The organism is Desulfobulbus oligotrophicus (assembly GCF_016446285.1).
In the GTDB taxonomy this organism is placed as follows: Bacteria; Desulfobacterota; Desulfobulbia; order Desulfobulbales; family Desulfobulbaceae; genus Desulfobulbus; species Desulfobulbus oligotrophicus.
In genome coordinates this window covers 1,842,930-1,868,365 of the sequence record NZ_CP054140.1, presented here as the reverse complement: position 1 = coordinate 1,868,365, position 25,436 = coordinate 1,842,930, and the positions used below count along the sequence as shown (strand labels likewise).

Here is a 25,436-nt window from a genome sequence, read left to right as displayed (position 1 = left end):
GATGCTGATAAAACTTTTCACCCTTCAAGCTTGAAGGTGATCGTCTGTTCCACCATGGCCTTGACCGCCACACCCTTCACCGTGCCCGGCTTAAAGCGCCAGTTGCTGATACAACGCAGCACACTCTCTTCAAAAACACCCTGGGGATCGGCGCTCAGCACCGCAATGCGCCCGACCTTGCCGCGCTCGTCAACCAAAAACCTCACCTTGATCCACCCCTGAATATTGCGCCGTTTGGCAGCCGGCGGATAGATCGGCGATGCCTTGGCCAGCACAGCCAGGGGACCGTCGAGCTGACTGACACTGAAAACACCGCCACCGCCGCCACCTCTTCTCGGTTCGGTTGTTTTCGGCTGATTCGCAGGTGCGGCGGGTGCTGCTGTCTCAGCTGTCGAAGGTGTTTCCCGGGACTCTGTGGTTTCTGCCGCTGCAACCGGTACGATTTCCACAGCCTGCGTCTTTTCCGGTACCGGCTGAATGGTTTTTTTGGGCTTTACCTGCTGTTGTGGCTTCTTTTTTGCCACTGGTTTGGGAACCGTCTTTTTTTTCACTGCCGGGGTCGGCGGCGTTGATTCGACCTTCGGCGGTGCTGCCGGTTCAACGGTTTCGACAGGACCGGCAGCCAGGATGGAAAAATCAAGAGGCACCGGTACCCGCATGATCTGGCTTTGCTGCCCCAGAGAGACCGCACTCCACAGAAGCACTGCATGTAAAAGTACGGAAAAAGTGGTGGCCCCGGCCTGTCGATTCATGGCTGCTGTTCGGTCTGCAGGCTTAAGGTGGTAAATTCCAGCTGTTTGACAGCCTCATACAGATCGACAAACAGCTGGAGCGCTATATCCCGGTCTGCACGGATCGTGATCGGCGTGTCCCGGCTCACCTCCGCCAGTGCAGTTGCCAGTTCCGGTAACGGGGTTTCACTGTTTTCCACCCAGACGGTTCCCTCTTTGGTAATGGCAATGGTCAGAGGCTGCTGAAGAGACGCATCCTGCACAGCCTCGGCTTTAGGCAGGTCAACCTTAATACCGCCGGTGGCGATGAAGGTTGAAGTGGTGAGAACAATGGTCAGCAACACCAGCATCACATCAACCAGCGGAATAACATTCAGATAATCAAATTCCCTTTCGTCCATGACTGATATCCCATTGCATGAGCAGTACCTTGCAACGCCGGAGTAAAAAGTTGTACATGGCCACCGCCGGAATGGCAACCAGCAGACCCATTGCCGTTGCTTTCAGGGCCAGGGCCAGACCGGTCATGATCTTGGCGGTATCAAATCCCACCGAGCCGATATCGTAAAAGGTGAGCATAATGCCGAGCACTGTACCGAGCAGGCCGATATAGGGGGCATTGGAGCCGATGGTGGCAATCATATGGAGTTTGCTGGTCAGATGCAGTTCCAGCTCTCTGCGGTCCCGGTACTGTTCAACACGGGTTGAACGATAGACGAGCCAGCGCTCGAGCGCCACGGCAACTGCAATCACACTGAGCAGTCCAAGAAAACCGAGCACCCCGAAATCTATCAACCTCTGCAGATGTTCCATGGAGATCCTTGCTGATCAAAAAAAGATATGGGTAGAAGATCGGCCTGCCAAAAGTGCGCATAACCGACAGACCATCAGCCGGGAGATGGTGCGAGGTGGCCCTGCAGGCAGCAGCGGGAACACTGCCTGTTCCGGTGCAACACTGTCGCGGAAGGATAAAACGATAGCATCCTCTGCAGGGCTCCCGACATGATGGTCAGGTAAAGCCGACCAGCAGCCGGAATGACCACAGCCTGTGAAACGGGCGAAAAAAAATCCCGGACCGAAAATTCGATCCGGGATAGCCCTATTTATCCACAGAAGTGATGAACCGGGTACGCTGCCGTCCTCGCAGCCGTCTCCTCTATCCATTCAGGCAGGTCTTCTGACTCACGGTTCATCCTACTGACTGCGCCTTCCCGGCCCCATGGGCCAGTGACATCCTGCAGCGTTCGTCCCCGATTACAGCGGCGGGCCCGTCCTCGATTCTCACGAGGTTCCCTCTTACGTTTATACAAACACCTGAACTTGAAATGGATAGAACCCATGCACCACAGATTGTCAAGGAAATTGTTTTGCAGGCAGGGTCACATACCATATACTGAAGGAAAGATATGTGCGTTTTCAATGACCTGGCGTTTTCTTCCAGTGGTGAGAGCCGTCACGGCAAAAGGCCTCTTCTGATCTGTTCCTTACCTGTGATGTATGGTTGTATCTTCCGGCAGAGTCAGGGTATATATCTGAGTTGCCCGTGCAAACAGACCTTGTGCCGGGTGGACGAAACATATGACCATAAGCACCTGCTCCCATCATCGCCCTTACCTGTGGTCAAGCGAAATGAAAACAATCCTCACAACCCTTCTCGTCTGTTTACTGGCAGGTACAGCCTGGGCCACCAGGCAGTTTCCGGAAATGCTGGTGTACAACAACACAACCTACGACATGTACACCACCCCGCTGGAAGCGCTCTTTCCCGCAGGAAAAACCAAAACCTTTGTGCCACGACCGCCCTCAACAGCCTGTATACGTGGGTACGTCGGTTCATGGAAAATAGAAGATGATTGGCTGTTCCTTGTTGCCCTATACGACGGTACCCCGCATCGAAGCGTCATACCACTGACCGAAATTGATCCACAGTGGGTCTCACCTGTGAGGGCGGACTGGTTTTCCGGTACTCTGCGCCTCGGCAGCGGTAGGATCCTGTCGCGAGCCATGGGCGTTGATGCAACACGAGAAAAGGAAGTTTATCTGGATGTCAAAAACGGCAAGGTCATCTCAAGCCGCCACGTTCACAATACAAAATAAGACAGACCAAACAAACACCGCCACCTGGAAAACCTATAGCAATCCACAGTATGCTTTCATCTTCAAATATCCGCAAAACTGGGTTGTGGAAGATGAAGGATACCATGAGACTGCCGGAGGGTGCCGGGCAGACGTACCCTCGCTGGCACTTTATGAACAGGGAAAGGAAGAAAATTTAAACGATTGGATTCGTGTAAATCCCCGGCAGTTTATGCGTGAGGATGGAAGATGTTTAGAGATCAGAAAACATGCCATCTGCACCTACAGTACGGATGCAGCGGTGCCGGCAGCATACAACCATTTTGTTGCCGACTTTACCTTGCAACCGACTACGAAAAAACGATAAACAGATATATCCGGCCAACTGCCTATGCAGCACGACCAGATTTCAGTGCACACAACAAACATTCATATTCTCACTCTTCCGGATGCCGACAGCTGCATCTGCTGCATTTTTAGATGAACAGGCACACTCTATACGCTCTTGTCATTGTCGCCGCCGGCGGCGCGCTCGGTTCAGCAGGTCGCCATCTGCTTGCCGGATGGATCCTGCATCACACCATGGGCTGGCGTTTTCCGCTGGGTACGTTTATCGTCAATGTTCTTGGCTGCCTGGTCATTGGCGTGCTGGCAGGTTTTGTTATTAAATACAACTTCTTTTCCGCCGAGGCCCGGCTGTTCCTCTTCACCGGTATTGCCGGTGGGTTTACCACCTTTTCCGCCTTTGGACTTGAAACCTTTTATCTCCTGCGTCGTGCTGAGTTTCTGATGGCCGGAGGGTATATCCTGCTCAGTGTTGTTGTCTGCCTCCTTGCCCTGTGGGTTGGCTTTAGTGCTGTTCCACAACAGGGCTGACAAGGTGCCGCCTGTGCTACAAGGCAACGGCGCTACCGGTCCTGTTTAGCAAAATACCGATCAAATACATATTCTTATTCACCTTCGCAGTAATGAAAAAAATCTGCAAACCGATATTTTCCTGTTTCATTTTCCACAGCTACCGTTTATGCTGAGCGCACAATCATCAATGTCTATCGACTGTATGCATACTACACAGTGCCACACATATCAGGAGGAATTTTACATGGCTGTCTAACGCCGGAAAACACCCTGCTCCCCACGGCATGCAGGTTGCGGCGTACCAGACACAAGTACTCTGACCACAATATTTCAAGAAAAACACTTGACTCTTTGGGGGTACGACGACAGGACCATGATCTTTCACGCGTTAAAAATTCTAACAGCGCACCTGAACTCCTACTACACCGGCCTGACAGTACCCGGCGGCCTTACCGCACATCCAACCGTCAACCTGCAAAACGTCTCCCAGCTCACTGAAGAAGAACTGAAAAGCAGTAACAAGGTCCTTCTTACCCTGGTCAATCTCGCCGAAGAGACGACCATGAAAAATGAACCCGGCACCTACGTTGTTAACAGCAACGAAGCCCACTACACCAATCCGCCGGTTAATCTGAACCTTTTCCTTCTGTTCTCCGTCTGCATGTCCAATTATGAGCATGCACTCATCTACCTCTCACACACCATATCCTTTTTCCAGGGAAAAAGGATATTTACCAGACAGGACGGTGCGCCCATCCTTGCCGGCCTGACAGACGATTTTCACACCGGGTTACCTGGAGATTTTCATATTATTCTTGACCTGTATTCGCTCAGTTTCGAACAGGTAAACTACCTGTGGAGCACCCTTGGCGGTAAACAGCACCCCTTTGTCTGCTACAAGGTCCGTCTTGTGAGCCTGCAGAGAGCCGCTGTCAAAGAAACCCGCGGCGTTATCAGAAAGATCACCATTGATGATTCGGCCGCACGATAAACCGGCCCAACAGCCGAGGTAGCAACAGCATGGCCATAACCGTTACCTACACCATCCTCTTTGAAGTGAAGATTCTTCACCATTACCTGCTGAATAACGGCCTGAAGAACTTCACCTCCATGAGCGCCGCTGAACAGGCGGAACTGATGCTGTTGTATGATATCAGCGATATTTTCCAGATCACCCCCTCTGTCCAGACTCAAAAGGATCTTACCCGGCACCAGTGCCTCTTCAAACAGACAGCCACTGGTTTTCTGGTTGGTCTGAAAACAGAAAAGGCGATGGACCCATCACAGCCGGACATACCGTTTCACAGCCTGGACAATGATCTGATCTTTACCTTCAACATCCATATTAAAGATTACAACCTGCTCAACTATACCGCCCTCCCCTTAACCGGTAACACCGGCCAGGTCTACCTGTTCAGTAACCTTGCGACAACACCGGGAAAGCTGTTCCCATCCCTGTGCTCGCTGCCCGGCACCTTCAGCCCCGGACGCACCTACATGCCGGGTGACACCCTTATTGATAACCCGGCCGCGCCTACCCGGCTGTTCACAGCCAAAGTAAAGACAACAGCAGCCCCGACCTCCTCTTCAGACTGGCTGGCGGAACAGCAGAGTAACGGCCTGCCGATGTCGTATGCCAATGCACATGACCGGTACCGGCTGGTACGACAACGGTTGCTCTATACCGTGACAACAGCCGACCTCGAACCAGACATCGTGGTGCAGACCGCCACTGGAACCACGGTCGACGTCAGGACCGACGTCCTGCCCGGCGAGTTCCGCACCATCCAGCTGGACCTGCGCGGTTTACCTGAAGGGCTTTATCAACTGCGCGCTGAATCAGCAGATCAGAGCTATCAGGACCAGCAGTCCTTCTACCTGCTGCACGGGCAGGAAACACCCTTTGCAATCCTCCAGCTTGCCGTGCACAGCAACAGCGCAGCGTACAACATGCTCAACCCCCAGGGACACGTGCTTAATCCGGTGTACGAACTTCGGCTCAAAAACCGGGCCACACACTGGCGATATATCGGCAAATCGTTCAACGCCTCTTCTGTGACTGCCGACCCCATGCCGCTTACCCGATTCGGCTTCATCGACAACATCAGCGTTCCCGACAGCAACGGTGTTCAAGTCGACGACCTGCCCAATCCGGAAGTGACCATGATCAGGGCAGAGGCTTTGACTGTTGAGACGGAGAATAAATTTTATTCAGAAATCCACATCCACTAACAACCGACAGGGATCACAATGGCAATGACATACAAAACCCCCGGCGTTTATGTAGAGGAAATTTCCAAACTGCCTCCTTCTGTGGCTCAGGTGGAAACAGCCATACCGGCCTTCATCGGCTACACGGAAAAAGACACCTACCGAGGACTTTCTCTCACGGCCAGACCCAAACGTATCAAGTCGTTGGCCGAATTTGTGGAGATATTCGGTATGGCCACACCCGCCAAATTTGTAACCGGGACAGACACCGGTATCAAAATCAAAAAGGTGGACAACCAGTTCCAGCTTGACAGCCCCCTGGCCGATCCCTTTGCCACCCTGCAGTATCGGCTATACTACAGTCTGCAGCTCTACTTTGGCAACGGTGGCGGCCCCTGCTACATTGTCTCCTGCGGCAGGTACAAGACAAGCGGCGCTCTGGTGAGCAACACAGAGATGGAAACAGCTCTTGCCTCCCTTAAAAAGGAAGATGAACCGACCATGATCGTCTTCACCGATGCGGTTTCCTTAACCGATGCCGATCAGTTCTACGGGCTGCAGACCAAGGCCCTTGGTCAGTGTGCCGAGTTGATGGACCGGGTGGTGATCATTGATCTGCATCTTGCCGCAAGTGCCAAAGGTGAGGCGGATTTCAATACTGTTGCAAGTGCTTTTCGCACTAAGATCGGCATCAACAATCTCAGTTACGGGGCAGCCTACTATCCCTGGCTGCGTACCACCCTGGATTACTTTATCGACGAGTCCTCTCTTTCTGTTCTCCGGGGTACCAATGTCGATGCCACCGAGATTCCAAATAATACCGTCCTGCGCAAGTACCCGCCTGAGGGGACAACCGAACTTGCTGCAACCGAGGCGCAGACCTCCCTCTATCATGCCCAGAGTGCGATCTATGCTCTGATCAAAAAGGAGATTGCCAAGTTTCAGGTCATCTCACCGCCCTCGCCCGCCATTGCCGGTGTGTATGCCGCGGTGGACAGCACTCGCGGAGTGTGGAAGGCACCGGCCAACGTGTCACTGAACTACGTAAGCGAGCCCATGGTCAAGATCGACGACCAGGATCAGCAGGATATGAACGTGACCACAACGGGCAAATCAGTCAACGCTGTTCGCATGTTCAGCGGTAAAGGGGTGCTGGTCTGGGGAGCTCGTACCCTTGCCGGTAACGACAACGAATGGCGGTACATCAGTGTCCGTCGCTTTTATAACATGGTGGAAGAGAGCGTTAAAAAGGCCACCGAGCCCTTTGTGTTTGAGCCCAACGATGCCACCACCTGGATTAAAGTGCGGGCAATGATTGAAAACTTTCTGATTCTGCAGTGGCGGGCCGGAGCCCTGCAGGGTGCTAAACCAGAAGAGGCGTTTTTCGTTCGGGTCGGTCTTGGCGAAACCATGACCGCCCTTGATATCCTTGAAGGACGCATGATCGTTGAGATCGGTATGGCAGTGGTACGGCCGGCAGAGTTTATTATCCTCCGGTTCAGCCACAAGATGGCTGTATCCTGATAAAAGACATCCCCCTACAACTAACCCTCAACCAGTGCCAAGGCTATGAACTACAAAACTCCAGGCGTCTATGTTCAGGAAATTTCGCTTTTCCCGCCATCCGTTGCACAGGTGGAAACAGCTGTTCCAGCCTTTATCGGTTACACGGAAAGGGCAAGCGATCCGGACGGTAACAACTTAACCAACCAGCCGGTCCGTATCAAATCACTGGTGGAATTCCAGGCGCTGTTCGGCAATACCTATACACCTGCCACCTATACCATTGTGGCTGATGCCGCCACCAACCACTCGCTGCAATCAATCACACCGGATAAGCGGTTCTATCTCTATGACAGTCTCCGACAGTTTTATGACAATGGCGGCGGAAACTGTTATATCGTCAGCGTGGGCAGTTTTAACGATGCCGTTGCCTTTGATGCGCTGGAACAGGGAGTTGCAACACTGCGCAAGGTGGATGAGCCGACCCTGCTGGTCTGCCCTGATGCAGCAGGACTACTCGACAGTGACGGCGAACCGGATCTGGCTCAATTCGCTAACCTGCAGAAGTTGCTGCTCAGTCAATGCGCTGAGCTGCAGGACAGGTTTGCCATCCTTGACATCATGGAAGGGTATCTGCCTGAAGATGTGAGCAACACCCCTATAAAGGACTTCCGGGATACCATAGGCATCAACAATCTCAGCTATGGTGCTGCCTACTATCCCTGGATTGTTACCAGTTACACCCATGCTGTCGGTTTTCGTCAGCTTGCACTCTTTGACACGGCGGACCTCGATACTCAGATCACTGATCTCACCCCCTACGCAAAAAATGCGCAGGAAGAGGCTCTGACAACAACCGCGATAGCGGCCATAGCAGATACCAACGCCTGTTTTGATGTTGCCGAAGCAGACAAGCTCATGCTGCAAACAGGCGGCAGTAACTATCTTAAGACCCGTCTGAACGACTACCAGGCAGACATTACCAGAAATACTGCCCTGGTGAGCAACATGACAGGCTACCTGAATACACTTGCCAGCGTTGCAGCGGCCTTTGCCAGGGCCGAGACATCGGCACAGACTGACTCCGGTTTTGCCGGGGAAATCGCCCTTCTGCAACAGGATACCGAACTGACAGAGGCACTTGTCGGCCTGATTGCCATTGAAAAGAACCCGGCAACCATCGCCAATACCGAAGCAGCCAGGGACGCTGCCAGAATCAACACACTGTACGGCCCGCTTGCCCCGAAATGGCTGGATGGTGCATCCCTGGATGATATCATGGCTGATGCCACGGCCTTTGCCAACAACAGTGCTGGCCGACTGGAGATCATCTCCGCCCTTGCACCGCACACTGCCAAGATACTCAGCAGTTATGACCGGCTCTGCAATGCTGCCCTCTACTTTGAACAGGAAGGTGGTAACGCCCTGTTTGCAGGCCATGAGTTTTTCAACGGCGTTCGCGACATGCTTATCAAAAAAATGCGCACCGTGCCGCCCTCGGCCACGGTCGCCGGTATTTACGCCAGCGTTGACGGCAGCCGCGGGGTATGGAAGGCGCCTGCCAATGTCAGCATCAATGCCATCATCGGTCCTGCAGTCAACCTGGACAATAAAGACCAGGAAAACATGAACGTGGACACCAGCGGCAAATCGATCAATGCCATCCGGGCGTTCACCGGCAGAGGATCTCTTGTCTGGGGTGCCCGCACACTGGCCGGTAACGATAACGAGTGGCGCTATGTGCCGGTTCGACGTTTTTATATCATGGCTGAGGAGAGCATCAAAAAGGCAACAGAACCCTTTGTCTTTGAACCCAATGATGCCAACACCTGGGTCAAGGTTCGCGCCATGATTGAAAACTTTCTTATCCTGCAGTGGCGGGCCGGAGCACTGCAGGGGGCCAAACCAGAGGAGGCTTTTTATGTGCATGTCGGCTTAAACGAGACCATGACCGCTCTTGATATCCTGGAAGGCAGGATGATTGTCGAGATCGGGATGGCCGTGGTCCGGCCGGCGGAGTTCATTGTCCTGCGCTTCAGCCACCTGATGCAGTCAGGTCAAGGATAACACAACACGTAGTTGCAGTCTGAGAACCACAGGTTCATCCGGTCGGTTTCCTCCACACTGGACGGATACCGGCAGATACATCCAACTTTAACTGACAAGTGATCCACTATGGCAACCTATCCGATTCCTAAGTTTCACTTCCAGGTACAGTGGGGCGGCACCCGCATCGGTTTTACTGAAGTAACGGGCCTGACCATTGAAAACGAAGTCATCGAATACCGGGAAGGCAGCAGTCCGGAGTACAGCAAGATCAAGATGCCCGGCCTGCACAAGTATGGCAATATCACCCTGAAACGGGGGATTTTTGCCAGTGACAATGAATATCACGACTGGCTCAACTCGGTAAAACTCAACACCATTGAACGCCGGGACCTCATCATCAGTCTGCTCAACGAAAACCATGAACCAGTGGTCTCGTACAAGGTCAAGCAGGCTTGGCCGGTAAAGATCCAGGCACCTGACCTCAAGAGTGATGCCAACGAGGTGGCCATTGAGAGCATTGAACTGGCCCATGAAGGGTTGGTCATTCAGAACGACTAACTCTTTTTACGTTGTGAGTAATCATGGTTGATGGCGGGAAATACTACCCACCGGTGGGCTTCCACTTTCGAGTGGTGTTCACCGGTATCGGTACGGAAGAGATCGACAGCCGCTTTCAATCGGTCTCCGGCCTCAGCATGGAGCTGGAAACCGAAACAAAGAAGGAAGGTGGTGAAAACCGGTATGAGCACGTGCTGCCGGTGCGGGCAAAGTACCCGGTGCTCGTCTTAAAGCGAGGGTTGATCAGCGATTCGGAGTTGCTGACACAATGGTGCAACGATGCCTTCCTGTCGCTGGACATCCGACCCGTTGACCTGACGATCTCGCTACTCAATGAAAACCATGAACCGCTCATGACCTGGAGCGTTAAGCATGCCTGGCCGAGAAAGTGGAGTCATAGCGACCTCAATGCCGAGCAGAATGCCCTGGCCATTGAGACCTTTGAACTCCAGTACCAGTACTTTACTCTTTCCTGATCTGTCCGATGGCCATTGAAATCCGCGAACTCAACATCCGGGTCAGCGTCACCCGCAACGAACAGGAGCAGGAGAGCGGACCGGCGGCTGAAACTGTTCAGTCGGGAATGCCTGACAAGGACGAGTTGATTGCCGAATGTGTTGAACAGGTCATGGAACTTATCCGACTCCGGAACGAACGTTGATGACACCCAATGTCTCCAAACTGAAAATTTACTCGTATACCGATGCCGACCGTAAAAGCGCCGACGATCAGATGGAGGTGCTGGTCAATCCGGAGAGCTATTCCCAGAAGATCACTGTCAAATTTTCTGAGAAACAGGCACCGGGAACAACGGGAAAACTCCCCAAGTTCAGCAAAATAGAGCCGCAAAAACTTGACTTTGAGCTCCTGTTTGATGCCACCGGCGTGATCAACGGCGCAAAAGACGACAAGAACGGCGTTGAATCAGAGCTGGAACGTTTTAAAAAACTGGTCCTTGAGTACAAGGGAGACAAGCATCGCCCCCGTTTTCTCAGTATTTACTGGGGTACGCTCAAGTTTGACTGCTGTCTGGAAAATCTGGATATCACCTATAAACTGTTCCGATCCGACGGCCTGCCTCTACGGGCACTGGTCAAGGCCGGGTTCATCGGCTCAATTGACGATACCAAACGGGTGGCCAAAGAGGATGCGAGCTCGCCGGACCTCACCCATGTCCGTACCGTCACAGCCGGAGACACCCTGCCGCTCATGGCCTTTCGCATCTACGGTGACTCCAGATACTATATCGAAGTTGCAAAGGCCAACGGCCTTGACAGCTTCAGAAACTTGACAACCGGCATGCAACTCATTTTTCCACCGATTGCAAAGTAATATGGCCCAGGAAAGAGTACTGCCCACCAACCAGCCCGCCACCACGGTCTCCCCTGTCATCCTGATTGAGGGCAACGAGCTGGCCCGCACCTGGCAAATCGATTCAATCACGATCAGAAAGGAGGTGAACCGTATTGCCTGGGCAAAGATCGTCATACTGGACGGTGATGCATCGGGCGGGGTGTTTACAGCCAGTAACGATCAACTCTTTATCCCCGGCAAAAAGATTGAGATCAAGTGCGGGTACCAAAACGACTCGCTCTCCCTGTTTAAGGGGATCATCACCAATCATGCCGTTCGGATCCGGAGCCAGGGGGACGGCGTACTGGTGCTGGAGTGCCGGGACGCAGCTGTGAAGATGACCGTTGGCCGCAAAAGCAGATACTTTGTCGACATCACAGACAGTAACGCCATTGCCCAGATCAGTGGCACATACAGCGGGTTCAGCACCACGGCAGAAGCCTCAGCCGTGACCCATAAAGAACTGGTGCAGGTCAACTGCACTGACTGGGACTTCATCCTGACCAGGGCCGAGGCAAACGGCAAGGTCTGTCTGAGTGATGACGGCACCTTTTCCGTACAGGCACCGAAACTTGATCAGTCGCCGGTTCTCTCGCTGGAATACGGGGCAACCATCCTTGAGTTTGATGCTGAAATCGATGCCCGGCATCAGTTGAAAAAAGTCACCTCCCGAACATGGAGTGCCGCAGAGCAGACAGTGCTGACTGCAGAGGGAGAAGCTGTTGCCACCAGCCTGAACGGCAACCTCACTCCCTCGCAACTGGCTGAGGTGATCGGGCTTGCCGACTACGTTCAGGATCATGGCGGTGGCATGGAAGAGGCGGAGCTCAAAGCCTGGGGGAGTGCGCTCCTGGTCAAGCGTCAACTGGCCAAAGTTCGCGGACGGGTGAAATGCAAAGGCATTCATACCGTCAGACCCGGGGTGATCATTGAGCTTGCCGGTATTGGCGACCGTTTCAACGGCAAGGTCTATGTCAGTGCCACGCAGCACTTCATTGCCGCCGGTGACTGGACAACGGACATCTTCTTTGGCCTGGATCCGGAATGGTTCAGCACCAGAAACAGGATCAATATGCAGCCGGCAGGCGGTCTGACAGCCTCTCTGCACGGGCTGCAGGCTGGAGTGGTGACCAAAATCGACAGTGACCCGGGCAGCGAATACCGTATCAAGGTACGGCTGCCGATCATCAGTACCTCGGAAGAGGGGGTGTGGGCACGGTTGGCCACCCTGGATGCAGGACATGAACGGGGTACCTTTTTTCTGCCCGAGGTGGGTGATGAGGTGATTGTCGGCTTTATTAACGATGATCCACGGTATGCCGTGGTGCTCGGCATGCTGCACAGCAGCGCTCTGCCGGCTCCGCTGACCGCTGAAGAGAGCAACCCGCAGAAGGGGTACGTCAGTCGTTCAAATATGCGACTGTTGTTTGATGATGAAAAAAAGGCTGTCACCGTGGAAACGCCCGGCGGCAAAACGATCATCCTTGACGAGGACAGTGACGCCATCACCATCAGCGACGAGCACCAGAACAAACTGGTCATGGACAGCAATGGGATTGTCATGGAAAGTCAGGGGAAAATTGAGATTAAAGCGCAACAGGACCTTGCCCTTGCCGGCCTGAACGCGGAGATGAAGGCACAGAGCGCCCTGAGTGTCGAAGGAACCGCCAGTGCTGAAGTAAAGGCAGGCGGTACCCTGACCGTGCAAGGAGCCATGGTACAGATCAATTAGAGAAAAAATATGCCGCCTGCCGCCCGTATAACAGATACCCATGTGTGCCCGATGGTTGATCCCGGCCCTAAACCCCATGTGGGCGGACCGATTCTGCCACCGGGTGAGCCGACCGTACTGATCGGCGGCTTGCCGGCAGCAGTGGCCGGTGACCAGTGTGTCTGCGCCGGACCTCCCGACACCGTCACCATGGGATCGACAACGGTCTTTATCGGGGGAAAACCAGCGGCAAGAATGGGGGACTCCACTGCACACGGCGGATCGATCGTGGCGGGATTTCCAACAGTTGACATCGGCGGATAACACCACAGGGACACAGGACAGCAATGAGTACAGAGACCACCTTTCTCGGCAGGGGCTGGGGATTTCCACCTGAATTCAACCGTGCAGCCGGTGGTGTCGGCATGCTGGCCGATGCAGATGATATTCGCAGCAGCCTTGAAATTCTTCTCTCCACCCGGCTGGGAGAACGGATCATGCAACCTGACTATGGCTGCAACCTCGATGAGATAACCTTCGAGGCCATGAACCTGACCATGCGCACCTATATCAAGGACTTGGTGGAACATGCCATCTTGTACCATGAACCGCGAATCCACCTGGAACAGCTGGAAATTGACACAACCAGGGAGACAGAGGGAGTTGTGCTGATTGTTATCAGGTACCGGGTGAAAACAACCAACTCCAGGTTCAACTTTGTCTACCCCTACTATACAAACGAAGGCTCCAACCTGCTCAGCACCGAATAAATGACTCTAGACTGCACACATACTCATCCGCTCCAGCATGACGGCACCTCGCAGAACGAGCGATTTTTAGCCGCCCTGGATCCTGAAAACGTCCGGATTCATCAGTTTGATCTGCGCGACTGGATGCGCTTTGCCTACCACTTTGGTGCGCGTCTCAACTACTTCTCCACAGCCGATGCCCATGTTCCTGACGGTAACTGGCAGGAGTTCATGAAGGCAGAGGACGAGATCAGAGAGTGGCTCAAGGATGCGTCACTGGTTGCCGGGGAGAAGTGGCTTGAGGAAGAAGAGCGCGAACGCATTCTTCAGCGACCGCTCCGGGGCAACTACGAACCCCATCTCGCGCTGTTTCTTGCCTTTCTCAAACTGATGCGGTTTTCGCAGGAACATCTCAACAGGTTGAGTAAACGCCACCTCGACTTTTATTACACTCAGGTGCTGCAACTCAGTAAAAAACCGGCAGTCCCTGATCGCGTACATGTTCTGTTTGAGCTGGCCAGAAATGCGGCGGCAACAACCGTCCCGACCGGCAGTGTGCTGGATGGCGGTAAAGATGCTTCAGGTCGGCCGCTGCACTATGCCACAGAATCCGAAATCACGGTGAACAGCGCTAAAGTGGCCCTGATCAAGAGCATCTACCACCAGGAAGGAGGCTCTGTCCGCTACGCCGAGATGACAGACTCTGTTGATGGCCTTGGCACTGAATTTAAAGACGGGCAGCCGGTCTGGAACGGATTTGGTAACGACAGCTGGCCGACGGCCACCCTGGGATTTGCGCTTGCCTCCACGGTCCTGCTCCTGCAGGAGGGAGAACGGACCATCACCCTCTCCCTTGATCTCGACTTTCCCGATACACTTGCTCTACCGACAGAAGAAGACTACCGCAGTGAACTGCAGGTTTTTTTCTCCAGCGAAAAGGACTGGATAGCGGCCACGGAAATCAACCTGACACACATTCCGGACACAACAACAAAAACATGCGAACTGACCGCCACTATTGATGCCGGTCAACCCGCCATTGTTCCGTACGAAGAAAAGATCCATGGTGAGCGATTTACAACCAACCTGCCGGTTGTGCGGGTACTGGTCAACACCGGAACTTCCGGTGGCTACGCGATCTACTCACTCTTCAGCCATGCCGTTATCAAGAGCGCCCAAATCGACGTCCAGGTTATCGGGGCCAGGGATGTGGTTTTGGAAAATGATCACGGCAGGCTTGATCCGTCCAAACCCTTTCATCCTTTTGGGCCGCTGCCTAAAAAAGGAGCCGGTTTTTATATCGGCAGCCATGAAATTTTTCAAAAAGACTGGCAGCAGGTACAACTGCACATGCAGTGGAAAGACAAACCCGATAACCTGGCAACGCATTATGCCGGCTACCTTGACAATGGATTGACAGGGGAGCCCATTATCACCGGTGATACAGATTTTACCGTCCTCCCCCAGTATCTGAACAACAACAGCTGGTATTCGGCACTATCACAGGGCACCACGGCAGCACTCTTTGAGTCGCCGATCACCATAGAGCACGATCCTGCTGATGCACCGCCTGCAGCTCTTCGTGTACCACCGCTTCTGATGCGTAAGGGCGTGAACATCAATAAGGCCGTGCTTCGCAACTACCTCGTTGCTGACGAGACAAAAACCGCTCAGAAAAAACGGCTGATCTCCAACCGGTTTGAGGCGACTCGCTTTAACCCCGGTTTTGCCAGTCTGGTGACCAGGACGCCCGGTTTTAATGCAACCACTGCATCCGGGTTTATCCGCCTGGTGTTGCAGACGGACTTTCTCCATGACCTGTACCCGAAACTCCTCACCCTGTGGATGACTCAAAGGGCAAATGGCAACTCCGATCTTCAGATGCCCAACGCCCCCTACACACCGATGGCTGCCTCTTTTTCCCTTGATTACACAGCCACGGCAACCAACACCTTTATCTTTACCAGCCAGGCAACCCCTAAGGAAAAGTACGATAACTTTACCAAACGGGCCATCCAGCTCTTTCACGAACACCCCTTTGGCCAGGCGGAACAACACATCTTTTTGAAAGAACAGTGCGACTTCTTCGAAGACCCCACAGCCTCCCGGCAGATGACGGTTATGCCGCGCTACGCACCGGAAGGTGAACTCTATATCGGTATAGCCGATGCCCGGCCTTCAAGCTCACTCTCCCTGCTTTTTGCAGCGGCAGAGGGCAGTGAAGATCCGCTGGCTCCCACTTTTGGTAAAGATCAGCACATTGCCTGGTACAGCCTGGCAAACAACGAGTGGCAGCTGCTTAACCACGATTTTCTGACCGGCGACACGACCAATGACCTGCTGCGATCCGGCATCGTCACCATGAACCTCCCGGCCGCTATCAACGCCAGCAACACCCTGCTGGATGCCGATCTGTACTGGCTGAAGGCACAGCTCCCCAAGGGGCTGCACCACACTTCCGTCTGCCGGCTGACCGGTATTCACAGCCAGGCGATCAGCGCCGTGCTGCAGGACAGTGCCAACGATCCGGCACACCTCAGCTCGTCTCTGCCGGCAACAACCATCAACAGACTGATCGATAAACCGGCAGGCATTAAAGGCGTGGATCAGCCGTACGGCTCATTTGGCGGTGTCCGCCAGGAAAATGACCATACCTTTTACCTGCGTGTCAGTGAACGGATGCGACATAAACAGCGGGCAGTCACCATCTGGGACTATGAGCGGCTGATTCTGCAGGCCTTTCCCACCATCCACAAGGTGAAGTGCATCAGCCATACCTTTGTCCCGACACAGTTCGGTGATCCGGCCTATGATGAACTGGCGCCGGGCTCCGTCTCCCTGGTCGTGATACCGGATATCCGCAACAAACACCTGTTTGACCGACTGCAGCCGCGGGCAAGTGAAAACACCCTCCGGGAGATCGAACACTTTCTGGCCCCGCTGATCGGACTGCATGTCAGATGCCGGGTGGCCCATCCTGCATACGAAACCGTGGCGCTCGATTTTCGGGTAAAGTTCCACAGCCAATACGATGCACATGCCTATCAGGCCATCTTAAACGAGGATATCCTCCGTTTTCTCTCACCATGGGCCTTTGGCGAGTCTTCGACCATTCACTTCGGCGGCAGGCTCTACAAAAGTGTGCTCATCCGGTTTATCGAGGAGTTGGTTTACGTTGACTTCATCTCCCGCTTTAAGATGTATCATCGAATCGGAACACAGGATGGCAATGTCAAGGATAAGAATGAGATAGTGGCCTCCAGCGCCGGAGCTGTTCTTGCTGCAGCCCCTATCCACACTATAACAGTGATTGAGAGCGACAAAGTCTGCAATGAATGAGAGCCGCACCATTCCCCGGGAGATCAGCGACGAATACGGCAAGGACTATGCCTTTCTTCGTGCCAAGGGCCTGAAGTATATTGAGCACCTTGCTCACAAACTGTGGACCGACTACAACACCCACGATCCCGGGGTGACCGTCCTGGAGATGCTCTGCTACACCATCACCGACCTGGGATACCGCATTGCCATGCCAATGGCGGATATTCTGGCACAGCCGAAAGACAACCTGCACCACATGCATGAGCAGTTTCTTTCCGCCATCAATGCCCTCCCCTCCTGTCCGCTCACCGCCGACGACTTTCGCCAGCTCTTTGTTCGGATCGAGGGAGTGCGCAACTGCTGGCTCACAGCCGCTGAGCGCAGCGTTATCGCCCGGTTTAAAAACCTGCCTGTTGCCGGCCGTCCACAACTCCACTACAAGGCCCCTGACGAGGTCATTGATCCGGCGGAACAAAAAGAGTTTCACCTGCAAGGCCTGAACTCCATCCTGATCGACTATGACGAGACCACTCTTCTCAGTGAGGAAGACCGTCAAAAGGATCCGGTGGTTCAGCGGGAGCTGCTGACAGCCAGGAAAAAAGAGGTCCGTCAGCAGGTCATGGCGGTGTATCACCGCTTTCGTAACCTCTGCGAGGATATCGATACCATCCGGGAGGTACCCTCCATTGGCCTGGTGATCTGCGGTGATATCGATATCACACCCACTGCTGATCCGGAAGAGGTGTGGGCCAGGATCATCTTCAACATCGACCAGTACCTGGCACCGGACATCCCCTTCTACAGTCTGCAGGAAATGCAGGAGATGGGGAAAACCACCGACCAGATCTTCGAAGGCCCGGTTTTTCTCTTCACCACACCCTATCCCTACGCAACACCGGGCGATCCCTTTGCCAAGAAAGGGTTCATCCGTCAGGAAGACCTTGTCCAGAGCCAGCTTCGTCACGAGGTGCGCTTAAGTGACCTCATCCGCATCATCATGAATACCGACGGGGTACGGCTGGTCAGGGAGATCGGCTTCGGTCTCTGCGACTGTACAGAAACCGACATGGAAGCAGTCCACCAGTCTGTTACCGGTGAAGAGTGGAATCTCTGTATTCCTGCCGGACACAAACCTGTGCTCTGTACCGAAAGCACGGTGCTGAACCTCTGGAAAGGGGTCATGCCCATTGAGCTGAAAACAAAAGAGGCACAGCAACGGCTTGCAGGTCTGCACCAGGAGCGTAGGCAGAAGATGCAGGCAAAACTCATCCAGGACATGCCGATGCCTGAAGGAAAGTACCGGCGCATCGGTGCCTACCACAGCTTTCAAAACGATTTTCCGGAAACCTATGGTATCGGCAGTGCCGGACTGCCGGAGGGATCAACAACCCGTCGAAAGGCCCAGGCTCAGCAGCTGAAGGGATACCTCCTGTTCTTTGAACAGGTACTGGCCAACTACTTTGCCCAGCTTGAACAGGTCAGTACGCTCTTTGCAGCTGATCGTACTATCCCGCGAACATACTTTGCCGGAGTGGTGCAGGGATTAAAAGACGGGGACACCATCTTTACCAACATCTCCCACTGGCAGGATGAGGTGGAGGCGATCTTACAGTCCACCGGGCTTGATCCCTACGTCAGGCGCAAGAACATGTTCCTTGATCACCTGCTCGCCCGCTTTGCCGAACAGTTCAATGAGTATGTGTTTTTAATGTACCGGCTCTACGGTCAGGACGCCGAACAGGTCGTGATCCGTCACAAAGTCGACTATCTCAAGGACTATGCCAATCTCAGCACCTGCAGGGGAAGTGGTTTTGACTACTATAACCCGCTTGATGACCAGCAGATGCTCACCAATGTAACCGGCATGGAGAAACGGATCTCCCGGCTGCTGGGATTCAACCACTACCAGCGACAACCACTGGGTAACCTCTCCTATGACGTTTTCCCCACCACCATGGTGCACACCGAAGTCAACGGTGTGGCGACCGAGGTGCAGGGGTACGGCTGGACAATCAAGCAGGGCAGTGAGGTTATCTTAGAAGGCATCAATACCGAATTTGTCAAAAAGACGGATGCCTATGAAGAACTCGGCCTGGCAAGTTTACTTGGCTGTGAACGGATCTACTATCAAACCCGACTCAATGCCGACCGAACCATGGTCAGCTGTGTGCTGCTCAATGCCGGTGGTACAGCCATTGCCATGCACCCCAAAGCGTATCCGCTCACTGAGGATGAACTTCCAGACGGCCCCTTTGCCCAGCTGGAAGCAGCGATTGATACCATTATGCACTACCTCCTGGCGGAATTTCGCCTGGAAGGCATGCATGTGGTTGAACATCTGTTACTCAGGCCGAACAGTGATACCCCGCCGGCACAAACCGAACTGTTCCTGCCGATCTGCATCGAACCGGACGGTTCTTTCTGTCCGCCGCTTGATCCGTACTCCTTCCGGGTCACCGTTCTTTTGCCGGGGTATTCCCTACGGCTGCGCAACCGATACTTTCGGCAGTTTGCCGAACGGCTGATCCGTATGGAAACACCGGCCCATGTGCTGCCCCGGATCTGCTTTGTCGACCAGGAACACATGCAACTGTTCGAAGCGATCCATGCCCAGTGGCTCCACGAACGACGCAGCAGTGAAGATCCCGGCAGACAGGCTTCGGACAACACGCTCAAAGCACTTATCGAAGCGCTCAATGCAATTTTCACGATTTATGAAGAAGGTCGGCTCGCCGATTGCGACGGCGGTACCCTGCAGAAAAACACCCTGGTCCTGGGCGGCTCCATGCTGGGGTCTCTGGAAGGTCATTCGCAGCCGGATTAAGCAGCTTTACTACTCCTCACAATATGAAGACGAGCTATGACAACCAAACAAGAACTTCATCTTGAGATACTGAATCAGGAATACAGCCGGTTTGTCAAAGATCAGGTGTTGACCGAAGTGCAGTTGAATGAGATCATCGACTTCTTCGAAGATCAGCATCGGCTTACCCGCACCTGCCTCCTGGGCACCGGCATTGTCTGCGGCCTGGAGCTTTCACGCACCCCAACCGCTGTCACCCTCTCTCCCGGTGTGGCTGTAACCACCGACGGCGATCTGCTCCGGCCCCTGCTGCAGACCTATCGCTACTTCAGTGCCTACACCCCGCCGGACAGCAGTCATTATGATCCGTTTTATTATCAGAGCGGCACAGCGGAAAAGATGCTCACCCTCTATCAACTGCTGACCGAGGAAGAGAAAAATGCCCTGAACAGCCAGGACTATCAGCCCATCAGCGAACTGAATGCTACCATCACAAACTGGGTGGCACTGCTGTACCTGGAGTACTACTTAAAAGACCCGGTCAAGTGCACGCCCACCAACTGCGACAACCTGGGTATCCGCCAAAAGGCCGCGCCAAAACTGCTTATCTGCTCCAAAGAGGATATGGACAAGCTTATCCATAAGGATGCAGGTGAAACCATTGGCGATGATCTCTACCAGAAGTACCACGAGGCCTACACACCCTACTTCAGCTTTCCGGTCATCAAGGCAAAACGGGTGCTGCTCGGCAGTGCAATCACCTTAAACAGCACCACCCTGGCCAGTGCTTACTTCACAGCAGCCAAAAATGGCGCCACGCCGCTCAATGCAGCCATCAGGACGCTGTACAGAGCGTTTCAGCCGCTGATTGATCCGGGCGAGACGTTCAAGGTTGAGACGCTGACCAAAAAACTGAGCCAGGCTCTCACTCCCGGTAGCGATATCTTCACCGCACAGTACATGTACGACTTTTACAAGGATGTGATCGCCGCTTACAACGAGCTGCGGGAAACACTCTACAATGTGGCCCATGAATGCCACCCGAACCTCTATGCCTTTCCCAAGCACATCATGCTGGGAGCACCGAACATCAAGTACGAACCCAAACCACCGGCTTACCGTCACCAGTTCTACCCGTCGTCAGCCATCAGCAAGAATAAGGTCAGGCTCGATGCAGCCGGCAGCATGCTTGCCAGGCTCAAGCTCATGATCGAGACCTTCAAACCCGGGTTGACCGAGAAGATCCGGATTACGCCCAGTCGGGATTACGATCAGCGACTCGCTGAACGGGCCATCCCCTTCTACTATACTGATATCAGGAAGCTGGCACCGGAATGGAGCTACAGCAAGAGCCTGAAAAATCAGGTGAAACGTAACCTCTCCTACAATGCGGACCAGTACGCCAACCCCATACCGGCTGAGACTCTCAACCCGCTGGATTATGATATCGATGCCTACAACTTCTTCCGCATTGAAGGCCACATGGGCAGACCATTCAAGGATGCCTTAAAAGAACTGCACGACCTGCGCACCACAAAAGGGCTCCCCATTGATCTTGTTGCCGTCCGTCTTGGCGACGTGAAGCTCACTGATGTCGACCTTGAAAATTTCTCATGTTACTTCAGTGATCTGGAAACCACACTCGCTCTTTTTCAGGCTGAAATAAACTGTCTGGTGGCCGAAGGGGTCACGTTTTTCTCCGGTTTTACGACAGACCCCGACAGACCGCATGTCAACATCGGGGTGATCGGTGAACTGTCAGGGGCACATAAATGGAGAATCGATGAAGAACAGCTCCAGAAAATTGTCCGCCCTGCAGCAGAAGAGGAACAGCTCAACATCGGCACCAGACCATCACAAACGATCCTGACTAAGAGGGAGCTCGAAATAAAAACAGTCTTACGGGATCCGACAGGTCTGCAGACCGTCGGCCAGGTCATCTTCCCAACCAAACGTGTTGTGGCAGCGAATATCAACAGCGATGAGCTCAGCATCGGCAGGTTTGTGACCCGGGCCCTGCAGGATGAACCGGCAACGACTGCGGACTTTGTTGAAAAAACGCGTGCCAAGGCCGCTGCCGCCAGTGTGCTTGACGGCTTATCCGAAGATGAGCAGTATGTCCTGTTTGAGTATCCGATCCAGATAATCGCTGATCTCAACGCTCTGCAGAAGTTCATCCCCTCTTCACTGGACAACATTACCGCTGATCTGGTCACCGGGTACCGGCAAGGCAACGAAACTCTGTATGGCCACCTGCAGGTAATTGGTGAGCGGCTGGAAAACTACTTCACCAATCCCCAATATGTACAACGCGGTTTTGAAACAGAGTACCTGAACACGATCGACCACCTTGGCCGACTCCGCTGCAGCCACGAAAAGCTCGAGGTGCTCTTTGAGGAAATTGAACAACGGAAAAGAACACTTCTCGAGCAGCTTACCTTTGCCCGTTTCAGTGAACAGCACCCGGGGTTGGAGCATAAAGGCGGGACACATCGGGGCGGTACCTTTGTTCTCGTCTATGCCGATACACCGGCCACTTCCAACCCGGCAGCCACCGGTACCCTGGTGAGCGACATTTTCCGTTCCAGTGCTGCACAACTGGGGATAACCGAGGATGTAATCGGCTCACGCTACATTGATACCGATACCTTTGCCCTGTACATTGCCGGTAATCCCGGCATCCCGGACAAGGAGACCGAGCTGAACAACTTCCTCAGCATCAGGGGCCTTCGCCAGGACAGTCTTGCTGCCAGGTACCTGATCGACGAGCTGAACACAAAGGTCAACGAACTTACCCCAATACTTCAAAAGAAACTCACAAAACCTGAACAAGGTGTGGTTGTTGCCGACTTCTGCCTCCCCTACCTCTGCTGCTCTGACTGCCCGCCCATAGCCTTTATCATTCCCAGAGAAAAGAGGATCCTGGCCCTGCCGACCGACCTGGCCTGTACCACAGACGCTCCCATACCCTTCAGTCTTTACTCTCCGAAAGGAGCAATTATCGATTCACCCGAGGCACCCAAGGCAATCATCAGAGGTGAAAACCCGGCCTTTGATCCCGGCAGGGTGCTTGTCCGGCAGCTCTATACGCCCATAACCTTTACACTTGACGGCGAAACAACCGACTGTGTGATCGTTGTCAAAAGACCGCTTGACCTTCTGCTCACTGCAGAGGTCCAATCCTCAGACAGCAGCAGTGTTGTTATTGTCTATACCAACACCACTGATGAGCGACAGTCCGGTGAGAATACGTATATCTGGGCCTTCAACGACAACAGTACGGAAAAAACACAGGGAAAAGCGCAGCTGGTTAAAACATTCAGTCGCAGAGATCTGTCAGCAGCAGGGATCACCACCATTGCTGCAACCGTAACAGTGCTCGACGATCCGTGCAACTCCACCACTACCGTCAGTGTGAGGGTCCCGGCCCCCCCTGTTGCCGACACATGCCCGGATACTGTCCTTGCTTTTATTGCTGCGGCAATAGCCACGCTCACCTCGGAGGATTTCCAAACACTCCTGAGCAGAATCAATCTACCCGACATCCGGAGCCTGTATGAAGCCTGTCGTAAACTGCTTGATACTGCAACCACAGCAGTTGAGAAGGACGATTCAGCTCTTCGTGAACAGGTTCTTCGTGAAACAACCGAGCTCCTGCAGCAGGTCTATCCGTTCAAATTCCCAGAGGAAATCCCCCGGCAGCTGCCGCGTGTTCTTGAAGAGCTGCTTCGCGTCCTGCTGATGCTCATGCTCAATCTGGTGCGGTGCGATCAGAAACTCTCTGACACCGCTCTACAAATTATACTGGAGAGTCTGGACAGGTTTGTTGAGCACACCAACTGGTTGCACACCTACTACCCGCAGCTGGATACCAAGGATATCCTCCAGGAGGCCATCAAGGCGTATGAGGCCGACTTTGTTTCTCAGCATGCACGTATAAAGGAAAAACTCCAACAGGTACTCGAAGTTCTTGATCTGTTTATCTGAACACTGCCATGACCGCTGCACACTACATCATCCATCGCGTCAATCTTGAGATCGAGGCACCGGACGAACAGGAGGCCGGTCGTCTGCAGGATGAGGCTGCGCACATCTTCTATAATCAGATCCTTCCCGGATTAGAGCAACTGCTGGACCGACTGGTGCCGGACGAGACTGTTGTTTGTATTGACACCCTTAATCTTGTTCTTGATCCGCTTGATGCAGATACTTTTTCCGAAGAGTTTGGCAGCTCTGTCCTCAGTGCACTGCAGAAGAGGTTTGAGCATGTTGCTGATACAGCCCTTGGCAGAGTCGCCCAAGGGCCCGACGAACACCTCATCGTGCGGACACCGGTGCAGCGGACCTTTGATACCCTGCTTCATTTTCTTGCAACCGGTCAACTCCCCTGGTGGAGTGAACGAGTGTTCGACTTTTGGGATAAAGATACACTCGATATACTGCTGCTGCACGTGCAGCAGACCGGACCAGCAGCTGCCTCATCGCTGCTGGTGCTGCTCGCCACAGACACCTCTGCAACAAAACGATTACTCCTTCAATTCCCGCTTGCTTTTGTTGACCGCCTCATCCGCCTGCTGGCAGAGACAGGGACAACCGGCCAGAAAAAACACGCTGATCAACTGATCGAAACCCTGCTTCGCAGCTGGGCAGCGAGTCCTGCAAAGCTGACGCCACCGGCTGTCTCTGCAGAGCTGAATACGCTGCACCAACTTCTGCGCTGGTTGCTCTTTGCCCAGGACAAGGACCTGCCTGCACCGGCACAGGTACAGTCGCTGCTCTCTTCCTCAGCAGACCCTTTGGAGAACATGAACAACCAGGAGGATACGTTCACCGGATCGCTGCACAGGGAAACAACCAAAGCTACACTCCACATGGAGAGGAAGAGGCAACCGGCCGCCAGAGATGTGCACAACACTGCAACCGTTGCAGGCGATCGGCAGCTGCTCAAAGAGGATGCAGGCTCCGAACAGCTGCCGCCCCAACCCCGGACAGCTGCAGAAAACGGCATATACGTTGATCATGCCGGACTGGTTCTTCTCCATCCGTTTTTCGAATACTTTTTCCGGGAATTCGATCTTCTTGACGGCCCACACTTTTGCGACACTGCGGCCCGTGCTCTTGCTGTTCACCTCCTTCAGTACCTGGTAACCGGCCGGGAGAGCCCGGCGGAGCACGTGCTGACTCTGGAAAAATTTCTCTGCGGGCTTCAGCCGTCTGATGGTGTTCCACGCTTTATTCAACTGACAGCCCGTATGCAGGAGGAGGCCGACACGCTCCTGCGTGCTGCCATCGGTCACTGGAAGATCTTAAAAAGTACCTCACCAGCGGGATTACGTGAGGGTTTTCTCCAGCGTCCGGGCACACTCACTGTCAGCACCTTTGAAAACCGGCTGACTGTGGAGGCACACAGTCATGACATACTGCTCAACTACCTGCCCTGGGGACTTGGGATCATCAGACTGCCCTGGTTGACCGCGCCGCTGCTGGTTGACTGGCACAGTTAAATCCTCCTG

At 53.8% G+C, this 25,436-nt stretch carries 21 protein-coding genes and 1 riboswitch; of the genes, 18 read left to right on the top strand and 3 right to left on the bottom strand.

Features of this window, described 5'->3' with window-relative positions; translation table 11 throughout:
- Positions 1-17 precede the first annotated feature (17 nt).
- Genes HP555_RS08390 through exbB form a run of 3 tightly spaced genes read right to left on the bottom strand, consistent with a single transcriptional unit; the run spans position 18 to position 1,544 of the window.
- The gene (locus HP555_RS08390) at positions 18-752 is read right to left on the bottom strand and encodes an energy transducer TonB (RefSeq protein ID WP_199261471.1); all 735 of its coding nucleotides are present in this window, start codon (positions 750-752) and stop codon (positions 18-20) included.
- Positions 749-1,132, bottom strand: a complete 384-nt coding sequence (locus tag HP555_RS08385; RefSeq protein WP_199261469.1) for an ExbD/TolR family protein — start codon at positions 1,130-1,132, stop codon at positions 749-751. Before HP555_RS08385 ends, HP555_RS08390 begins: the two co-directional genes overlap by 4 nt.
- Positions 1,113-1,544: a TonB-system energizer ExbB gene (exbB, locus tag HP555_RS08380; protein ID WP_199261468.1), complete on the bottom strand. Its 432-nt coding sequence runs from the start codon at positions 1,542-1,544 to the stop codon at positions 1,113-1,115. Before exbB ends, HP555_RS08385 begins: the two co-directional genes overlap by 20 nt.
- A 337-nt stretch (positions 1,545-1,881) precedes the next feature.
- Positions 1,882-2,064: riboswitch (cobalamin riboswitch) on the bottom strand.
- A 296-nt stretch (positions 2,065-2,360) separates the two neighbouring features.
- On the opposite strand from exbB, the gene HP555_RS08375 reads away from it, so the two are divergent.
- From HP555_RS08375 to HP555_RS08290, 18 genes are all read left to right on the top strand, one after another.
- Complete coding sequence (locus HP555_RS08375; protein WP_199261466.1) at positions 2,361-2,828, top strand: hypothetical protein; 468 nt, start codon at positions 2,361-2,363, stop codon at positions 2,826-2,828.
- Between the two features lie 85 nt (positions 2,829-2,913).
- Entirely contained in the window at positions 2,914-3,174 is a 261-nt protein-coding gene (locus HP555_RS08370) for a hypothetical protein (RefSeq protein WP_199261464.1), read from the top strand.
- Positions 3,175-3,287: 113 nt separating this feature from the next.
- Positions 3,288-3,683: a fluoride efflux transporter CrcB gene (gene crcB, locus HP555_RS08365; protein ID WP_199261462.1), complete on the top strand. Its 396-nt coding sequence runs from the start codon at positions 3,288-3,290 to the stop codon at positions 3,681-3,683.
- 355 nt (positions 3,684-4,038) lie between these two features.
- Entirely contained in the window at positions 4,039-4,656 is a 618-nt protein-coding gene (locus HP555_RS08360) for a DUF4255 domain-containing protein (RefSeq protein WP_199261461.1), read from the top strand.
- 29 nt (positions 4,657-4,685) lie between these two features.
- A complete protein-coding gene (locus tag HP555_RS08355; RefSeq protein WP_199261459.1) occupies positions 4,686-5,897 on the top strand; it encodes a hypothetical protein in 1,212 nt (403 codons plus the stop codon).
- 24 nt (positions 5,898-5,921) lie between these two features.
- Positions 5,922-7,400 (top strand): phage tail sheath family protein, encoded by a 1,479-nt coding sequence (locus tag HP555_RS08350; protein ID WP_199261457.1) that lies wholly within the window; start codon positions 5,922-5,924, stop codon positions 7,398-7,400.
- Between the two features lie 45 nt (positions 7,401-7,445).
- Positions 7,446-9,446, top strand: a complete 2,001-nt coding sequence (locus tag HP555_RS08345) for a phage tail sheath C-terminal domain-containing protein (RefSeq protein WP_233249114.1) — start codon at positions 7,446-7,448, stop codon at positions 9,444-9,446.
- Positions 9,447-9,554: 108 nt separating this feature from the next.
- On the top strand, positions 9,555-9,986 hold the full coding sequence (locus HP555_RS08340; RefSeq protein WP_199261455.1) for a phage tail protein: 432 nt from the start codon (positions 9,555-9,557) through the stop codon (positions 9,984-9,986).
- A 23-nt stretch (positions 9,987-10,009) separates the two neighbouring features.
- Positions 10,010-10,462, top strand: coding sequence for a phage tail protein (locus HP555_RS08335; RefSeq protein ID WP_199261453.1), 453 nt, complete (start codon positions 10,010-10,012; stop codon positions 10,460-10,462).
- Between the two features lie 8 nt (positions 10,463-10,470).
- A complete protein-coding gene (locus HP555_RS08330) occupies positions 10,471-10,647 on the top strand; it encodes a DUF5908 family protein (protein WP_199261451.1) in 177 nt (58 codons plus the stop codon).
- The gene (locus HP555_RS08325; RefSeq protein WP_199261449.1) at positions 10,647-11,318 is read left to right on the top strand and encodes a CIS tube protein; all 672 of its coding nucleotides are present in this window, start codon (positions 10,647-10,649) and stop codon (positions 11,316-11,318) included. Before HP555_RS08330 ends, HP555_RS08325 begins: the two co-directional genes overlap by 1 nt.
- 1 nt (position 11,319) lies before the next feature.
- Positions 11,320-13,071 (top strand): type VI secretion system tip protein VgrG, encoded by a 1,752-nt coding sequence (gene vgrG, locus HP555_RS08320; protein ID WP_199261447.1) that lies wholly within the window; start codon positions 11,320-11,322, stop codon positions 13,069-13,071.
- Positions 13,072-13,080: 9 nt separating this feature from the next.
- Entirely contained in the window at positions 13,081-13,374 is a 294-nt protein-coding gene (locus tag HP555_RS08315) for a PAAR domain-containing protein (protein ID WP_199261446.1), read from the top strand.
- 23 nt (positions 13,375-13,397) lie between these two features.
- Positions 13,398-13,820, top strand: coding sequence for a GPW/gp25 family protein (locus HP555_RS08310; protein WP_199261444.1), 423 nt, complete (start codon positions 13,398-13,400; stop codon positions 13,818-13,820).
- Entirely contained in the window at positions 13,821-17,138 is a 3,318-nt protein-coding gene (locus tag HP555_RS08305) for a baseplate J/gp47 family protein (RefSeq protein WP_199261442.1), read from the top strand. It abuts the gene before it with no gap.
- On the top strand, positions 17,131-19,944 hold the full coding sequence (locus HP555_RS08300; protein WP_199261441.1) for a hypothetical protein: 2,814 nt from the start codon (positions 17,131-17,133) through the stop codon (positions 19,942-19,944). The genes HP555_RS08305 and HP555_RS08300 overlap by 8 nt, the downstream gene beginning before the upstream one ends.
- A gap of 36 nt (positions 19,945-19,980) precedes the next feature.
- Positions 19,981-23,910 carry a hypothetical protein gene (locus HP555_RS08295; protein ID WP_199261440.1) on the top strand — a complete coding sequence of 1,310 codons (3,930 nt, stop codon included), beginning with the start codon at positions 19,981-19,983 and terminating at the stop codon, positions 23,908-23,910.
- Positions 23,911-23,918: 8 nt separating this feature from the next.
- Positions 23,919-25,427: a contractile injection system tape measure protein gene (locus HP555_RS08290; RefSeq protein ID WP_199261439.1), complete on the top strand. Its 1,509-nt coding sequence runs from the start codon at positions 23,919-23,921 to the stop codon at positions 25,425-25,427.
- Positions 25,428-25,436: the final 9 nt, after the last annotated feature.